Source organism: Micromonospora sp. M71_S20 (assembly GCF_003664255.1).
Taxonomy (GTDB): Bacteria; Actinomycetota; Actinomycetes; order Mycobacteriales; family Micromonosporaceae; genus Micromonospora.
The window spans coordinates 2,916,525-2,933,387 of sequence record NZ_RCCV01000001.1; the positions used below are offsets into that span (position 1 = coordinate 2,916,525).

10 protein-coding genes are annotated in these 16,863 nt (G+C 69.9%); 8 read left to right on the top strand and 2 right to left on the bottom strand.

Going from position 1 to position 16,863, the window contains the following annotated elements; all coding sequences use genetic code 11:
• Window positions 1-65: 65 nt before the first annotated feature.
• The 7 genes from DER29_RS13300 to DER29_RS13330 all read left to right on the top strand — a co-directional run bounded on the left by DER29_RS13300 (window position 66) and on the right by DER29_RS13330 (window position 13,678).
• The gene (locus tag DER29_RS13300) at window positions 66-7,166 is read left to right on the top strand and encodes a non-ribosomal peptide synthetase (RefSeq protein WP_199729255.1); all 7,101 of its coding nucleotides are present in this window, start codon (window positions 66-68) and stop codon (window positions 7,164-7,166) included.
• Window positions 7,163-8,326 (top strand): FAD-dependent monooxygenase, encoded by a 1,164-nt coding sequence (locus tag DER29_RS13305; RefSeq protein WP_121397632.1) that lies wholly within the window; start codon window positions 7,163-7,165, stop codon window positions 8,324-8,326. The genes DER29_RS13300 and DER29_RS13305 overlap by 4 nt, the downstream gene beginning before the upstream one ends.
• Window positions 8,316-9,638 carry a condensation domain-containing protein gene (locus DER29_RS13310; RefSeq protein ID WP_158619012.1) on the top strand — a complete coding sequence of 441 codons (1,323 nt, stop codon included), beginning with the start codon at window positions 8,316-8,318 and terminating at the stop codon, window positions 9,636-9,638. Before DER29_RS13305 ends, DER29_RS13310 begins: the two co-directional genes overlap by 11 nt.
• A gap of 24 nt (window positions 9,639-9,662) precedes the next feature.
• Complete coding sequence (locus DER29_RS13315; RefSeq protein ID WP_233599755.1) at window positions 9,663-10,520, top strand: SDR family oxidoreductase; 858 nt, start codon at window positions 9,663-9,665, stop codon at window positions 10,518-10,520.
• Window positions 10,521-10,529: 9 nt separating this feature from the next.
• Window positions 10,530-10,970, top strand: a complete 441-nt coding sequence (locus DER29_RS13320; protein WP_121397635.1) for a nuclear transport factor 2 family protein — start codon at window positions 10,530-10,532, stop codon at window positions 10,968-10,970.
• Between the two features lie 220 nt (window positions 10,971-11,190).
• A complete protein-coding gene (locus DER29_RS13325) occupies window positions 11,191-11,925 on the top strand; it encodes an SDR family NAD(P)-dependent oxidoreductase (protein WP_121397636.1) in 735 nt (244 codons plus the stop codon).
• A gap of 541 nt (window positions 11,926-12,466) precedes the next feature.
• The gene (locus DER29_RS13330; RefSeq protein ID WP_233599756.1) at window positions 12,467-13,678 is read left to right on the top strand and encodes a GAF domain-containing protein; all 1,212 of its coding nucleotides are present in this window, start codon (window positions 12,467-12,469) and stop codon (window positions 13,676-13,678) included.
• Window positions 13,679-13,800: 122 nt separating this feature from the next.
• On the opposite strand, the gene DER29_RS13335 is transcribed toward DER29_RS13330, so the two are convergent.
• Together DER29_RS13335 and DER29_RS13340 are read right to left on the bottom strand one after the other, a co-directional pair.
• Window positions 13,801-14,112, bottom strand: coding sequence for an NIPSNAP family protein (locus tag DER29_RS13335; RefSeq protein WP_121397638.1), 312 nt, complete (start codon window positions 14,110-14,112; stop codon window positions 13,801-13,803).
• Window positions 14,113-14,296: 184 nt separating this feature from the next.
• The gene (locus DER29_RS13340; protein WP_121397639.1) at window positions 14,297-15,325 is read right to left on the bottom strand and encodes a hypothetical protein; all 1,029 of its coding nucleotides are present in this window, start codon (window positions 15,323-15,325) and stop codon (window positions 14,297-14,299) included.
• A gap of 326 nt (window positions 15,326-15,651) precedes the next feature.
• Between DER29_RS13340 and DER29_RS13345 the strand changes: the two genes are divergently transcribed.
• Window positions 15,652-16,812, top strand: coding sequence for a serine protease (locus tag DER29_RS13345; RefSeq protein WP_233599758.1), 1,161 nt, complete (start codon window positions 15,652-15,654; stop codon window positions 16,810-16,812).
• Window positions 16,813-16,863: the final 51 nt, after the last annotated feature.

Below are 16,863 nucleotides of genomic sequence, written 5' to 3' on the forward strand. Positions count from 1 at the left end.
ACCTACCGTAGGTCCACGCACGTTGGGAGGTGCCGGCAGTCGATCACCTACGGCAGTCTCGTGACGTGGGTCTCTCCCATCGCATTCCCCTGACGGCTTACCAGTCTGAACTCTGGTTTGCCAGCTCGTTGCGTCCCGAGCTTCCGCAGTTCAACACGCTTGCCTACGAGCGACTGACCGGAAAACTGGATCTGACCCACCTGAAAACGTGTGTCGAGCGGGTCGTGCGGCGCAACGACGGGCTGCGGCTTCGGTTCGACGAGACGAACGGGACGCCGTACCAGTGGGTGGATGAGGACGTCCCGGAAATCGAGGTCGTCGACCTGTCCGGTGACCGGGACCCCCGCCAGGCGTGCCTGTCGTGGATGCGGCGGCCGTTCTCCCGCGCGTACTCCCTGAAACGCGCCAGGATGTTCGACGTGGCTCTGCTCAAGGAGAGCGAGTCGAGTGTGTACGTCTACCTAAACGTGCACCACCTGGTGTGCGACGGGTGGGGAATCCATCTGCTGATCAGCCAGATCAGGGCGGAATACCAGCAGGAGTCGGCCGATCGGGCGCCGTCGTACCTCGATTTCGTGACGGAAGCGGGCCGTTACCTGAACTCCGACGAGCGTGCCACGGACATCGCGTTCTACCGCGAAGAGCTCGCTGGGGTCGAGCCGGTGTTGTTCACGAGGAAGGCGCCGGGTGGCTCGTACCGGACCGGCCGCCACACGTTCACCGTCGAACGGGCCCGGACCGGCGAGCACGGCTCGATGTTCGCCATTGTCGCCGCCGCGTTGACGGTCTACCTGTCCCGCATTCACCGCACCGGCGACGTCGTCTTCGGCGTCCCGCTGCTGAACCGGCGCACCGCTGCCGAGCGGAACACCGTCGGGCACTTTGCCAACGCATTGCCCCTGCGGATGAACACCACCGGGCGGGAGACGTTTCGGGAGTTGGTGACGCGCCTTCGCGGCTCCACCCGTGCCATGCGCGCCCACGAACGCCTGCCGGCCGGTGAGCTGCTCCGGGAGCTCAGGCCTTCGGACGCCGGGCCGCGCCACCTGTTCGACGTGACACTGTCGTCCCTGCGGTGGCCCAGCTCCGAGGAGATTCCGGGAGTGGCACGGGAACCGATGGTGTACGGCCACGCCCACGAGACCGACGCGCTGGCGATCGTCGTCAACGAGTTCACGGAGGACGGCCCGGTCGTCATCGACATCGACTACGCCGCGGACGTGTTCGACGACGACTTTCCCATCGAGTCGCTGGCCGGCCATCTCACGACGTTGATCGGCAACGCGTTGGACGCGCCCGACGCGCCGGTGTCGAGTCTCGCGATGCTGGCGCCGGCCGAGCACGCACGCCTCGTACAGGCGGCGAACCCGGCGCGGATCGGGTACCCGAGGCACCAGACGTTGCCCGGCCTGTTCGAGGAGCAGGTCGCGCGTACGCCCGACCGGACAGCGGTCGTGACCGGCGCCCTCACCTACGCGGAGTTGGACGCTCGCGCCAACCGGGTGGCTCGGGCCTTGCGGAAGGATGGGATCCGGCCGGACGACCGGGTGGCCGTGCTGATCGAGCGTGACGCGACGATGCTCGCCGCCATCCTCGGTGTGCTCAAGGCCGGCGGTGCCTACGTGCCCATCGATCCCAGCTATCCGGCCGACCGCATCCGGTTCCTCATCGAAGACAGCGGCGCCAAGGTCGTGCTCGTGTCCGGCGCGACAAGGCCGCCCGTCGTGGACGCGGTGGTGCGCGACGTCGACGCGCTGACCGGTTCGCGAGCGGCGGTCGAGCCGGTGGCGACCGCTGACGACCTGGCGTACGTCATCTACACGTCGGGCTCGACCGGAAAGCCCAAGGGCGTCATGGTGGAGCACCACTCGGTGGTGAACCGGTTGGTGTGGATGCAGCGGCGCTATCCCATCGGCGACGCCGACGTGTTGCTGCAGAAGACACCCATCTCCTTCGACGTCTCGGTGTGGGAGCTGTTCTGGTGGACGCTCGCCGGAGCGGGGCTGGCGCTGCCACCCGCCGGCGCGGAGAAGGACCCAGAGGCGATCCTCGGCGCGATCGCCGCACACGGCGTCACCGTGATCCATCTCGTGCCGTCCATGCTCGGGCCGTTCCTCGACCTGATCGAGCGCTCGCCGCGACTGCGCGACTCCGCCGGCACGCTGCGGCTGGTCTTCTGCAGCGGCGAGGAGCTGACGCCGGGCAGGGTCGAGCAGTTCACCCGGATATTCGGTGATGGCGGCCCGAAGTTGGTGAACCTGTACGGGCCGACCGAGGCCACGGTCGACGTGTCCGCCTTCGACTGCCCGCCGGGGCCGGTGTCCCGGGTGCCGATCGGCCGGCCGATCGACAACATCCGGCTCTACGTCCTGGGTCGTCACGGCGAGGTTCAGCCGGGTGGGGTCGCCGGCGAGCTGTGCGTGGCGGGTGCCGGTGTCGCCCGGGGTTACCTGGACCGCCCGGAGCTGACCGGGGAGAGGTTCGTCGAAGACCCGTTCCACCCGGGCGAGCGGATGTACCGCACCGGCGATCTCGCGCGCTGGTTGGCCGACGGCAACCTCGAGTTCCTGGGCCGTATCGACGGTCAGGTGAAGATCCGGGGCAGTCGCGTCGAGCTGGGGGAGGTCCGCGACAGCCTTGCCACGTTCCCCGGTCTGCGCGACGCGATCGTGATCGACCACCGGTCCGAGGCGCGGGGCACCTGTCTCGTCGGGTACTACGTCGCCAGCGAGGAGGTCGACCCGGCGCGGCTGCGGACCCACGTGGCGAACACGTTGCCGGAGTTCATGATTCCCGCGTTCTTCGTACGGCTCGACCGGATCCCGCTGACGCCGAACGGAAAGCTGGACCGGTCCGCGCTCCCGTCCCCGGCCGCCGTGGACGTGCCGGACGAGCCGCCGCGCACCGAGATCGAGGCGGCGCTCGCGGCGATCTGGTCGGATGTGCTGGGCGTGGAGCGGGTCGGCATCCACCGGAACTACTACACCATCGGTGGTGACTCGATCCTCGCCCTGCGGGTCAGAGCCGAGGCCGAGAAGCGTGGGCTTCACTTCGAGCTGGCCGACCTGGTGCGGTATCCGACCGTCGCTGCCCTGGCGCACCGCGTCTCGACCGAGGCGCTGGCGGACCCGATCCCGGACCTCGTCCCGTTCCAGCTCGTGTCGAGCACGGACAGGTCGCGGCTGGCCGGTGTGCAGGACGCCTACCCGGCGACGCAGCTCCAGCTGGGTCTGCTTTACCACGGCGCGGAACACGACGGATCCGCCGTCTACCACGACGTCTTCCGTTACACGGTCCGGATGCCGTGGCGCGAGGAGCCGTTGCGGGAGGCGTTCGACCGGCTCGTCGAGCGGCACCCGGTGCTGCGGTCCTCGTTCGACCTGGGCAGCTTCTCCGAGCCCCTCCAGCTGATCCATCCACGGGCGCGCGGCGGCCTGGAGATAGCCGATCTCCGCGCGGTCGGCGAGGACGCCGCCGAGGCTGAGGTCACCGCGCACATCGAGCAGCGCTGCCGCCACCGGTACGAGTTCGACCGGGCGCCGCTCTACCTGATCCGCGCGCACGTCAGGCAGTCCGCGGTGGACCTGGTGTTCAGCTTCCACCACGTGATCCTGGACGGCTGGAGCGTCGCGAGCCTGATGAGTGAGCTGCTGCGCGACTACCTGCACCTGTCCGGTGCGGACATCGCACCGGTCCCGGCCGCCGCGCCGCCCTCGGCGGCGGCATACGTGATCGACGAGCGCCGCACCATCGAGTCGGCCGTCAGCAGGCGCTTCTGGCGCGAGGCACTCGAGGGTGCCGAGCTGACCCAGCTCGACGGCTTCCGCCAGTATGAGCCGCCCGGTGACGACCGGCTGAATACCCGCTGGGTCAGGTTGCCGGACGGGCTCGACACACGGGTCCAGCAGTTCTCCAGATCCCACGGACTTCCGGTCAAGTCGGTACTGCTCGCCGCACACTGCCTGACGCTGCGGCTACTGTCCGGGACGGACGATGTCACCACGGGCCTGATCACGCATGGCCGCCCGGAGCGACCCGGAGCGGAGAGCATCGCCGGCCTGTTCCTCAACACCGTGCCGCTGCGGGTCGGCCCGGCGTCGAAGACCTGGCTGGAAGTGGTGGGCCAGGTCTACCGCCAGGAGCGGGACATCCACCCACACCGGCGCTACCCGCTGCATGCCATCCAGAACGACCGGGGCGGCGCGCCGGTGCTGGAGACCGTCTTCAACTACGTCCACATGCACGTGCTCACGCCGATCTTCGAACTGCCCGGCGTCGAGCTGCTGGATTTCCAGACCCGGGAAGAGACCAACTTCACGCTGCTGCTCAACGCCGTCGTCAGCCCGACGGACGGGCGCATCTCACTGCGGGTGGACACCGACGGCCGCACGATCACGCCGGCCCAGACCGACCTTCTGATCGACTACTACCTCGCGATCCTGCGCCGGATCGTCGACGACCCGCACGCCGCGGTGGACTTCACGTTCCTGGCCGACCCGCCGGCCAAACCGCTGCCCGCCGTCGAGTCGCCGAGCGACATCGTGCGGCGCCTGGAAAGCCACGTGGCGCGCACTCCGGACGCCATCGCCGTGGCGTACGGGACCGAGCGGTGGACCTACGCCGAGTTCGACCGCATCGTCAACCGGGTGGCCTGGCGGCTGGTGTCGCTCGGCGCGGGTCCGGGCACGTGTGTCGGCATCGCCATGGACAGGTCGCCGGAGATGATCGCGACGATCTACGCCATTGCCAGGTCCGGTGCGGCGTGCGTACCGATCGACGTCACCTACCCGCAGGAGCGGATCACGGCGATGATCGAGCAGGCCGCACCCGTGCGGATCGTCGCGCATGCCCCGCGCGCCGGCCTGATCGCGGATCCGGCCCTGCTCGTGACCTGGGAGTCCATCACGGAGGACGCCGATCCGGTCGCGCTTCCCGCGATCCATCCGGAAAGCCTCGTCTACATCCTGTTCACGTCCGGGTCGACCGGCACCCCGAAGGGGGTGGCCCAGCCGCACCGCGCGCTGGACAACTATCAGGCCTGGCAGACGAACGTGCCCAGCGGCGCGGTCGGAGGCACGACCCTGCAGTTCGCGCCGCTCAGTTTCGACGTGTCGTTCCAGGAGATCTACACGACGATCAGCGGCGGCGGCACCTTGCGGATCATCGACGAGGAGCAGCGGCGAGACATGCCGAGCCTGCTGCGCCTGCTCGACCGCGAGGGCGTCGAGCGGATCTTCCTGCCCTACGTCGCCCTCCAACAACTCGCCGAGGCCGCGATCATGCTCGGCATCGTTCCGAGCAAGCTTCGCGTGGTGATCTCCTCGGGCGAGCAGCTGCGGGTCACGGCCGAGATCCGGCAGTTCATGGCCGCCCTGCCCGGTGCCATTCTGGAGAACCAGTACGGCCCGACGGAAACGCATCTCGTCACGGCGTACCCGCTGGCCGGCGACCCCGCGGAGTTCCCGAACCTGCCGCCGATCGGTCCGGTCATCAACGACGTCGAGCTCTACCTGCTCGACGAGCGGCTGCGCCCGGTGCCGCGCGGAGTGCTGGGCGAGCTGTACTTCGGTGGAACCGCGTTGGCCGACGGGTATCACGGCCGGCCGGAGCTGACCGCGCAGCGTTTCGTCGCGAACCCGTTCGGCGAGCCGGGCAGCCGGCTCTACCGCACCGGTGACCTGGCCAGGGTGCTGCCCGGCGGAGCCCTGGTCTGGGCCAGGCGCACCGACACCCAGACCAAGATCCGTGGCTACCGGGTGGAGCCGCTCGAGGTCGAGATCGCGATCATGGCTCTGGCGCAGCGCTTCCCGGGCATCCGTGAGGCCGCAGTCGTCGCGCGGCGGCGGGATGGCGCCGACTCGTTCCTCGCCGCGTTCCTGGTCGGTGACGCGGGCGCGGTCGACCTGAACGAGGTGCGAGCCCTGCTGCGTGAGTCGTTGCCAGACCATCTCGTGCCGTCACACATGACCTGGCTGGACCGGATGCCGCTGACGCCGAGCGGCAAGCGGAACGACGCGGAGCTGCGCCGGATCCCGCTGGCTGCCGTCAGTGCCGCCGAGCAGGTCGCACCGCGCGACGCCTACGAGCGTTCGCTGGTGGAGATCCTCACCGAGCTGCTCCACCTGCCCTCGCTCTGCGTGCACGACAACTTCTTCGAGATCGGTGGTACGTCACTGACGGCGATGCGGCTGGTCGTGGTGCTGGAGAAGCGGTTCAGGGTGAGCGTGCCGCTCTCCGCGTTCGTCACCACGCCAACCGTCGCCGGGCTGGCGGCGCTGCTGCGTTCCGGCGGCGCCAGCCTGACCTACGACCCGCTGGTGCCGATCCGCGCGGGCGGAGACCGAACACCGCTCTTCCTCGTGCATCCGCTGGGCGGCAACGTGCTCTGCTACGTGCGCCTGGCCAGGCACCTGCCGGCCCAGCAGCCGGTGTACGGATTGCAGGCGGGCGGGAGCGACCCCGGGTCCAAGCCGCTCGGGTCGATTCCCGAACTCGCGCGCTCCTATCTCGAGGCGATCCGGCGGGTCCAGCCGAGCGGCCCGTACCGCATCGGCGGCTGGTCCTTCGGTGGGGTCGTCGCCTTCGAGCTGGCGCGCCAGCTTCGGCGCGAGGATCCAGCAAGTGTCGAGCAGCTCATCCTGCTCGATCCCATCGCCCGCCGGCCGGGCACGCGCGACCCGGTCGCCGACCACGCCTTGCTGGAATGGTTCTTCTGGGAGCTGATCTGGCTCGAGCGCAGCGGCAAGGCACCCGTCGAGGCCATCCCGGACGGGCTCGCCGAGGAGGAGAAGTTCGACTTCATCATGGCGCGCGCGACCGCTGCCGGGGTGCTGCGGCCCGGCAGCTCGCGGGCGTCGGTACGCCGGCTGTTCCGGATGTTCTCCGCGCACTGGGAGGCACTCATGGCCTATGAGCCCGGAGTCCTCGACCAGGACCTCACCCTGGTCCGGGCCAGCGACCGGCTGCCGATGGTGCTGCTGCCCATGCACACCGCCGCCGGGACCCTCCACACCGACCCCGCGAACGGCTGGGCGAGACACACCAGCGGGCGGATCGACGTGATCGACGTGCCGGGCGACCACATCGTCCTGATGGAGGAACCCTACGTGGCCGAGGTCGCCCGGCGGATCGCCGAGGCGCTGGACAGCCGGGAAGAGGCGGCGTGAAGGCGATCATCATTGGCGCCGGCATCGGCGGCCTCGCGGCGGCGGCGAGCCTGCGCCGGGTCGGTGTCGATGCCGAGGTCTACGAACGGGCCGGCGAGCTGCGCCCGGCGGGGTCCGCACTCTCGCTCTCGATCAACGCGCGGATCGCTCTGCGTACCCTGGGAATCGAGCTCGACGTCGAGCGCGGCAGCGTCTACTACAGCCTGGACTTCCGCACCGCCCGGGGCCGCCGGATCCGGCGGATCCCGTTCGGGCACATCGGCGAGCGGCTCGGCGCGCAGAACGTCGCCATCCACCGCGCGGATCTGCAGCAGGCGCTGCTCGAACACCTCGACGCCACGGCGGTCCGGCTCGGCGCGACCGCGACCGGGTTTCAGGTGGATGCCGACGGCGTCCGGGTCGACTTCGCGGCCGGCGGTGTGGCGCGCGGCGACGTGCTCATCGGGGCGGACGGCTTCAACTCGGCGATCCGGCGGCAGCTGGTGGGACCGGAGGAGGCTCGGGAGCCGGGCTACGTGTGCTGGCTCGCCACCTTGCCGTTCCGACACCCCACCGTGACCGACGGGTACTGCGCCCACTACTGGGGCCGGGGGCAGCGGTTCGGGCTCGTCGACATCGGCGGCGGGCGGATCTACTGGTGGGGCACCAAGAACGTCCCGGATGCCCGCGGGTGGGCCGGGGGCAAGGACGAGATTCTCCGCACGTACGCCGGGTGGGCGCCGGAGGTGCGGGCCGCGATCGCCGCGACACCGGCGGCGGCCATCATCAGTGTGCCGGCCCAGGACCGTCCGTTCCTCGAGCAGTGGGGGACCGGGCCGGTGACGTTGCTCGGTGACGCGGCACACCCGATGCTGCCGAGCATGGCGCAGGGGGCCGCCCAGGCCGTCGAGGACGCCGTCGTCCTCGCGCGCCACCTCGGCGCCGCCTCCGACGTGGACGAGGCCCTGCGGGGGTACGAGGCGGAACGCCGCGAACGGGCCAGACTCATGGTGGACTCCTCCTCCGCGTTGAGCCGGGTCGAGCAGCTCGACCGTCCGGTCGCCAGCCTGCTGCGCGACCTCTACATGCGATTCGTGCCGCGATCGGTGATCGACCGGCGCAACGAGGCGGCGATGACCTTCGACGCACGATCGCTGGCGGTGCATGATCATGGCCATTGATGCCCCGGCCCGGGCCGTGCTTCCGGAGGTCCGCCGGCCGTTGAGCCCACTCGAGCGCTGGTACTGGATCGCCGACCAGGTGTCCCCGCTCAATGTCATCGCCCGCGTCCGGGTCACCGGCCGGCTGACCCCGTCATTGCTCCGCCAGGCGCTCGGCGCGTTGCGGGTGCGGCATCCGTTGCTGCGCGTCGCGATCGAGTCCGGCGCGGACGGTCCCTGCTTCGTGCCGACGGACGCGCCCATCCCGCTCCGCTGGGTCGCGGGCACGGCCGACGACGACTGGCTTCGCCAGATCAACGAGCACGAGATGGTCCAGGCCGTCGACTGGCGCACCGGCCCGCTGTGCCGCACTGTCGTCGTGACCAACGACGACGTGCACGACCTGATACTGACGCTCCCGCACTGTATCGCCGACGGCACGACGGTGCTGTCACTCGTCAAGGACTGGCTCACGCTCGCGGCCGGCCGTGGATCGGACGTGCGCGAGCCCGGTCTGCCGGCGTCCGAGGAGATGTTTCCACGACGGCACCGTGGCCGGGCCGGTGCGCGTCGCCTGCGGTGGCAACGAAGTCGCGACGACCGCCGGCTGCGGCGCCTGCGGCCCGCCCGGGTGGAGCCGAGCGAGTTCGTCCCGTTCACCGCCCGCCGGACCCGCGTGGTGCACCGGTCGCTCTCGGCGGATCAGGTCGACGCGCTGCTGCGGGCCTGCCGCCGCGAGCGCACCACCGTGCACGGCGTGCTCGCCGCCGCCATGGTCGCCGCCGTGGCCGGCGACGGCCCGGAACGCCCCGCCGGCGTGGCGATCGGCTCGCCGATCAACTTCCGCGACGGGCTCGTGCCGCCGGTGCCGGACACCGCCGTCGGCACCTATGTCGCCACCGTCGGATCGCTCGTCCCGGTCGAGACGTCGCTCTGGTCGATGGCCAGGACCATCAGCCGGGACCTGGTCAGGCGCAAGCGCCGCGGAGAGCACTTCGGCATGGTCAACCTGGTCGGCGGCTCGTGCCCGATGACCGTCGAGGAAAGCGCGCCGCTGATCGACTTCATCGAGACGCAGGGCCCGGTCAACCTCTGCATCTCCAACATCGGACGGTACGACTTCCCGGCCAGCATCGGGCCGTGGCAGCTCTCCGGCGCCCAGTTCCTCGCCGGCCTGTCGGTGTGCGGGTACTTCGTCGCCACGGTCAACACGAGCCATGACCGGCTCCACTGGAACTTCAGCTACGTCGAGGGCGGGCTGCCGCGGGATCGGGCCGTACGCCTCGTCGCGGCGAGCTTCGACGCGGTCCTCGCTGCACTGGGAGAGGAGTAGGGCGTGTTCAGAAGGCGAAGACCGTTGTCACCAGGCGGAAGGCCGGTCGTCATCACCGGTGCGTCCTCCGGGCTCGGCCGGGCCGGGGCCCTCCATCTGGAACAGATCGGCTTCCGGGTGTTCGCGGCCGTACGGCGCACCGAGGACGGCAAGAAGCTTCTCGCCGAGTCACGGTACGACCGCATCTCCCCGATCATCCTGGACGTCACCAAGCCGGACGAGATCAGCTCGGCGGCCGACGAGGTGTCCGCCGCGGTGGGTTCCTCGGGACTGTGGGGTCTCGTCAACAACGCCGGCATCAGCGTTCCCGCCCCGCTGGAGTGCCTGCCGGCCGAGCAGTTGCGGCTGCAGTTGGAGACCAACCTGGTCGGTCAGCTCGCGGTGATCCAGGCGTTCCTGCCGCAGCTTCGCGCCCGCCGGGGCCGGATCGTGAACGTGACGTCCGGCCTCGGCCGCATCGCCCTTCCCTACCTCGGCGCGTACGCCGCCTCCCAGTTCGCCAAGGAAGGCATGAGCGACGCGCTGCGCCGCGAGCTCGCGCCGTTCGGGGTGTCGGTGTCGGTGGTCCAGCCGGGTGCGATCCGGACCCCGATCTGGGAGAAGATGGCCAGCGCCGGCCGAGACATCATGGCCACGGCCCAACGGCGTGACCTGTACCAGGGATCGTTCGACCGATTCCTCGCGATCAACGCGCATCAGCTCGAGGTCTGCCGGACCACCCCGGACGACTTCGCCGCGGTGGTGGCCGAGGCCCTCACCGCGCGGCGGCCCAGGACCCGCTATCCGGTCGGCGCGGACATGCGCAGGACCCGGGTGCTGACCCGGCTGCTCCCAGACTCCGCGCTCGACAAGCGGCTGTCCCCACTTGTCTCGACCGACTGAGGAGGACCCATGAGTGACCAGGAGATCCGTGCGCGGGCGCAGGCGGCGTTCGCTCGAAACCTGCAGTACATCGAGGCCGAGAAGATGCGGGAATGGGTGGACCTGTTCACGCCGGACGGCGTGCTGGAGTTCGCGTACGGCCCGCCGGGTGTGCCGTTCCGCTTCGCCGGCCACGACGCGTTGTACGAGCACATGAAGAACTTCCCGGAGCTGCTCCGGGTGCGCTTCGCAGACCTGGTCTTCCACGACACGGTCGACCCCGAGCTGGTGATCGCCGAGTTCCGGGCGGACGGCAAGGCGGTCCCCACCGGCCGCGCCTTCCACCAGACCTACATCTCGGTCGTGCGGACCAGAAACGGGAAGTTCGTGCACTTCAAGGACTTCTGGAACCCGTTGCCGGTCATCGAGGCGCTGGGGATGGACACGATCGAGCAGATCGACGCCGCATAGCCACCTGATCGGAGGCTCCATGCGCCCGGGCGATGCTTCCTCGGTGCTGTCTGCTCCCGCGCTCGCCGACGGGCTCGACCTGGTGGTCGACCTGACCGCGAGCCGAGGCTCCGCGCCGGTCGACACCAGGGCTGGCGGAGTGGAGTTCACCGGCCGGGCCGGGTGCCGGCCCGCTGTCCAACGAGGTGTGGGAAGTCGCGGCCCAGGGAGAGGGGCACCAATGCGGTTGGCCGACAAGATCATTATCGTCACCGGCGGCACCCGAGGCCTCGGCCGGGCCATCGCCGAGCAGTTCCACGCCGAGGGCGCGACCGTGATCTGCGCGGCCCGCAATCCCTACGACATCGGGGAGGTGGCCACCGATCGCCTTGTCTACCGTCGGGTCGACGTGACGGAGGAAGAGTCCGTCCGCGACCTCATGCAAACCACGGTGGATACCTTTGGACGCATCGACGTGCTGGTGGCCAACGCCGGCGTGAGTCGAGACGGCAAGATCGTCAGGCTTGCCCTCGACGACTGGGACATCACCGTCCGCACCAACCTCACCGGCGTCTTCCTCTGCACCAAGGAGGCCGCCGCCCACATGACCGCCCGTGGCGAGGGCAGGATCATCACGGTCTCCTCGTGCGTCGCGACCAAGCCCGTCCCTGGCGCCGCCGCCTACAGCGCCACCAAGGCCGCGGTGGAGGCCTTCACCCGCACCGCGGCCATCGAGCTCGGGCCCAAGGGTGTCACCGTCAACTGCCTGGCCCCCGGCTACATCAACGGTGGGATGGGTCGCCGGCTCGCCGCCGCGCCAGAACGCTGGCAGCGCTACCAGTCCCGGCTCGTCCTCGACCGTCTCGGCACCCCGGAAGAGGTCGCCGCCGCCGCGATCTTTCTCGCCACCCCCGCCAGCTCATACATCAACGGCCACATCCTCGAAGTCAGCGGCGGCCTGCGGTGGATGGCCTGACCGCCGGTCGGCACGTCCGGCTCGTCGCGTCGAACCGGTACCAGGAGTTGTCGCTCGCCGCGAACGCCGTCACCGCAGCGGTGCAGCACGCGGCGGCGACCGCCGGGGAAGTCCCGGGCCGCACTCGGCCCGCCAGGCCGGCGGCCGCCGTGGCCAGCCCGACGAGCCCGATGCCTCACCGGTGCGTGGCCTGCGCATCGCGGTCGACTAGCCCAGTGCACTGCGCGTGCACCGGGTCACCGCGTTGTCAGCCTCCGGGACCTCATCCCGCCGGCAAGGGCCCCGCTCGGCGCCGGAAGCGGCGCGGTAGCGCCTTTCCTGCCTTGCTCCGTGTGTCCGGCCGGTGGGCCGCCGGTAAACTGCGCGGCGGCCTCAGTCCGTGCCCTGCGCACTGTGGCCATCGTCAGCGACCGGCGCATCATCGATCGTTCCCCGCATCCGCGGACGAGAGGCGAACCCCAACATGACGGCGGTATCGGGCCAGCGACCGACTGCTGCGGATCCGGCGGTTGCCGGGCAGGCAGCGGAGGACCTACGGGCGTTGTTCGGGCAGTCCATCGCCGTCTTCGCGTCGCTCGGGGGGCCGGCACATCTGGTCGAGACGGCGAATGCGGCGTTCTTCTCCGCCATCGGCGAAGACCGGGCGCGTACCGGGGTCGCGATCGCCGAGCTGATGCCCGAACTGGCCGGTCAGGGTTTCATCGCGCTGCTCGACCAGGTCTACCGCACGGGTGAGCCCTACACCGGCCGTGACGTCCGGGTGGTGCTGGGCGCCGGGCCACACGCGCGGGAGGCGTTCTTCGACTTCACGTACGAGCCGCGTCGCGACGCCGACGGTGACGTGACCGGGATCCGTGTGATCGGGGTGGAGACCACCCAGGTCAAGCATGCCCAACGACTGATGGCCGAACATCGTGCCCTGTTGGAGCAGATCGCCCGCCAGGCACCCCTGACCGAGGTGCTCGACGGGATGGCCCGCTGTATCGAGAACCTCGCACCGCAGGAGATCCTCGTCTCCGTTCTGCTCGCCGACTCCGACGGCCGGCACCTGCGCCACGGCGCCGCGCCCAGCCTGCCCGACTTCTACAACGAGGCCATCGACGGGATCGCCACCGGTGAAGGCGTCGGCTCCTGTGGCACCGCCGCCCACCGGCGGGAACCGGTCGTCGTCACCGACATCGCCACCGACCCGTTCTGGGACGACTTCCGGGACCTGGCCGGCCGGGCCGGGTTGGCCGCCTGCTGGTCGACGCCGATCCTGGCCCGCGACGGCGGCCTGCTGGGTACCTTCGCCATGTATCACCGCACCCCACGCGTCCCGCAGGACACCGATCTCGCCCTCGCCCGGGTCTTCGCCGGCACAGCGGCCCTGGCCATCGAACGCCACCACATCGAGCAGGGGAAACTCGCCGCCGAAGCACGCGCCAAAGCAGCCCACGACGAATTGACCAAGGCGGTACGCGCGGAGCGGGAACTGCGCGCCGAGGCTGAGCAGCGCGCTGCCGCCGCCGCGGAACTCGCCGCCCAGATGCGTGCTGCCGCAGCCGCGCAGGCCGCCGCACCACACCCCGAGCACTGCCAACTCGGCGGCGTCCAAGGGTGCACCGCACCAGCCGAGATCAAGATCGCCGATTCGTGGGGCGACTCGGCGTGGGGCTGTCCCGTCCACGTCGAGGAGGCCATCCTCAACGTGCGGTCGGTCTTCATCGCCAGCGAGGTCCTCGGCGGGTTGGCGGCCTACCTCAACCGCTAGCCACGACCACGGCAGGGCCGCCCGGTCAGGGTTCGGGCGGTAGCGCCGCTGGTTCTCATCGCCGTCGGCGCGCCGGTGTCGACCCGGCATTGGCAACCGCGAGCGGGCTGACGGTCGGGCGCTCAATCAGTCGGCAGGAGCGGACGCATGAACGTCCGCTCGTATCGCACGACACAACCCGAGTCGTCGCGGATGCGATCAGCGGCGACGAACTCCGGGTCATCGCCGAACCGGGCGCGGTAACGCTCGTAGGCTGCCAGGCTTTCGAAGCTGAACAGCGCTTCGGCCTGGTCACTGGCCCCTTCGGAGGGCAGGAAATAGCCGTGGTGCACGCCACCGTGCTTGTTCACAAGCCGCATCCATGCGCGGGCAAAGCGTTCAAACGCCTCGATCTGCTCAGCATTGATGGTGTAGTGCACGACGCAAGTGATCATGGCACCACCATAGGGCCGTGGCCGGGAAGATTGAGCCACCTGTCACGCCCGCAGAAGAGCAGGGGCGTACAAAAAGATCCCCACCGGCGTTTCCGCAGGTGGGGATCTCTCCAGCCCGACGAGGTCAGTTGTCGGGCGGGGACGGATCGTCGGCCTTTCGAGGGCCGACGGGCCGCCCGGGAAGTTAGACCAGTTGCCGGGCGCGGGTGGCGATGACGGTGGCGGTGCCGCTGCTGGACAGGCCGGAGATCAGGTGCGCCCGGTAGGTGCCGTTCGGAAGCACGGTCCACAGGTCCGGGGTGCCGTCGGCGTTGATGTCGGCCGCCTGGAGCGTGCTGATCGTGACGCCGGTGTTCCAGTTCGCCGCCACCTGGTACTGGGTGTGGGCCAGCGTGCCGGTGCCGTCACCGTTGTCGACCATGGTGACTCCGGTCCACAGGTACAGGTCACCGGTGCCGGCGTTGCGCAGGAAGAGCGCGATCCCTGAGGCGGTCTCGGTGCTGGCGAGGCTCCAGTTCTGCCAGTCGGTCCCGCCGGTCGGCGTGGGGTTGGTCAGGCCGGTGACGCCGTAGTAGAGGCCCGGCGCGAAGTAGTTGGGGTGGTAGCCGAGCCGGTAGCCGTTGGTGGCGTCACCGGCGATGCCGAGGAGGTCCGGGATGCCGGTGTCGACGCCGTCAGCCTGGAACGCGTTCACCAGTTGCAGCGGGCTGTTGCCGTTGGCGTCGATCAGGTTGTCGTATCCGATGGAGAACTGGTTGCCGCTGAGGGCAGGGTTGGTCATCGTGCCGTCCCCGGCACCGCGGATGACGCCACCGTTACCGGCGGAGGTTCCGGTCGGGTGGTAGTACAGGAAGTCCTGGTGGTCGGCGCCGGTGAAGCGCCCGGTGATGACCTGGGCGCCGTCGAAGTCGGTCGGGGCGTTGTACTGAGTGACACCGGTGCCGCGCAGGCCGATGTTGCTGGCCGGGGCCTGTACCTGGCCGGTGCCGACGCCGGTCTTGTGGGACTTCACGCCGAGCCCGGACCAGACGCCGGAGCCGAGACCGGTGCCCGGGCCGCCGACAGCTACCAGGTCGGGGACCCCGTCGCCGTCGAGATCCTTGTCGACCGGGCCGGTGGTGACGGCGGGTGTGGGCCTCGGCGCGGCCTGGGCCGGCAGGGCCGGGACGAGCGCGGTCACCGCGAGCGCGACGGGCGCGGTCCAGGCGAGCATGCGTCGGGTACTGAACGAATTCGTCAAAGGATTCCCCCGTGCGGTGAGTGGGTTGCCGCCCGGACGGTACTGGACGACGGCAACACTTCCTGCCATCCCGGACGTCAGGAACCGCACCTCGGTGCCTGTTCTGGTGCGGCCGGTCGCGGCCGTCGACCGACCCGGCAAGACATTGACATGTTTACATGTGTCCATCAATTCGTGTATGAAGGCTGCAAGCACGTCTGGGTGCTGGTTCCTCGGAGGGAGCGACGATGAAACATGCCATGCGCCGCCTACGAACGGCGGCGGTCGCGCTCGGCGCCTGCACACTCGGGCTGAGTCTGATGTCGGTACCCGCCGCCGAGGCGTACTCGGTGCAACCCCTCGCGCCGCAATCCGTACGGGCACCCGAATCGGATCAGTTCTCGGCGGAGGGCGTCACCACGGTCGGTGAACTCCGCACCGTCACCGGCACGCTCTCCTCCGCCGGGGACGGCCGGACGCAGGTCATCCGGCACCCCGGTGCGTCGTACGTCAAGGTGCACTTCAGCGCGCTGCGACTGGCCCACGGCGACTACGTCACGGTGTCGAGCCCCGACGGCCGGGAGAGCTACCGGTACGACCGCTACCTGAACCGGGCGACCGGCTCGGACTACACCACCGACGGGCAGCCGGGCTTCTGGGCGATGTCGGTGGAGGGCGACACCGCGGTGGTGACGATGCACAGCAGCCGCGCCTCCCGCGGCAACGTCGCGACCATCGACCGGTTCTGGCGCGGCTACGACCGCGCGGAGATCGCGCAGCACAACCTCTCCACGCAGTCCGTCTGCAGCACCGACGCCCGTCGCGACGTGGTCTGCTACCAGAACAGCCACCCCACCGAGTACGCGCGCGGCAGGGCGGTGGCGCGGCTGCTGATCAGCGGCGGTGGGATGTGCACCACCTGGCGGGTCGGCAACACCAACCGGATGCTGACCAACAAGCACTGCTTCTCCACGCAGGCCGCCGTCAGCGGCAGCGAGATGCAGTTCAACTACCAGTGCGCCACCTGCGGCGGCTCGAACCCGGGCGCCGGCACCAAGGTCAGCGGCGCGACCCTCTACAAGGTGAGCAGCGGCGGCTCCAGCGAGCTGGACTACGCCCTGTACTCGGTGAACAACTTCACCAGCATCCAGAGCTTCGGCACGCTGTACCTGGCGACGACGGCCACCACCACCGGCACGCGGATGTACATCCCGGGGCACGGCGACGGCAGCCCGAAGCGACTGTCGATCTACGAGGACACCCAGAACGGTGCGACGTGCACCGTGAAGAACGCGAACTACAACGCCTCGAACATCAGCTACAGCTGTGACACCTCCGGCGGCAACTCGGGCTCGCCGGTGCTGAACTCCAGCCACCGGGTGATCGCCCTGCACCACCTCGGCGGCTGCCCGTCGAACCAGGGCGCGAAGGCGCACGTGATCTACAGCCAGATCGCCAGCCTGATCGACAACAACGGCTGACGACGACCGACGCCGACGGGCCGTCGGGGCGCGACACGCACCCCGGCGGCC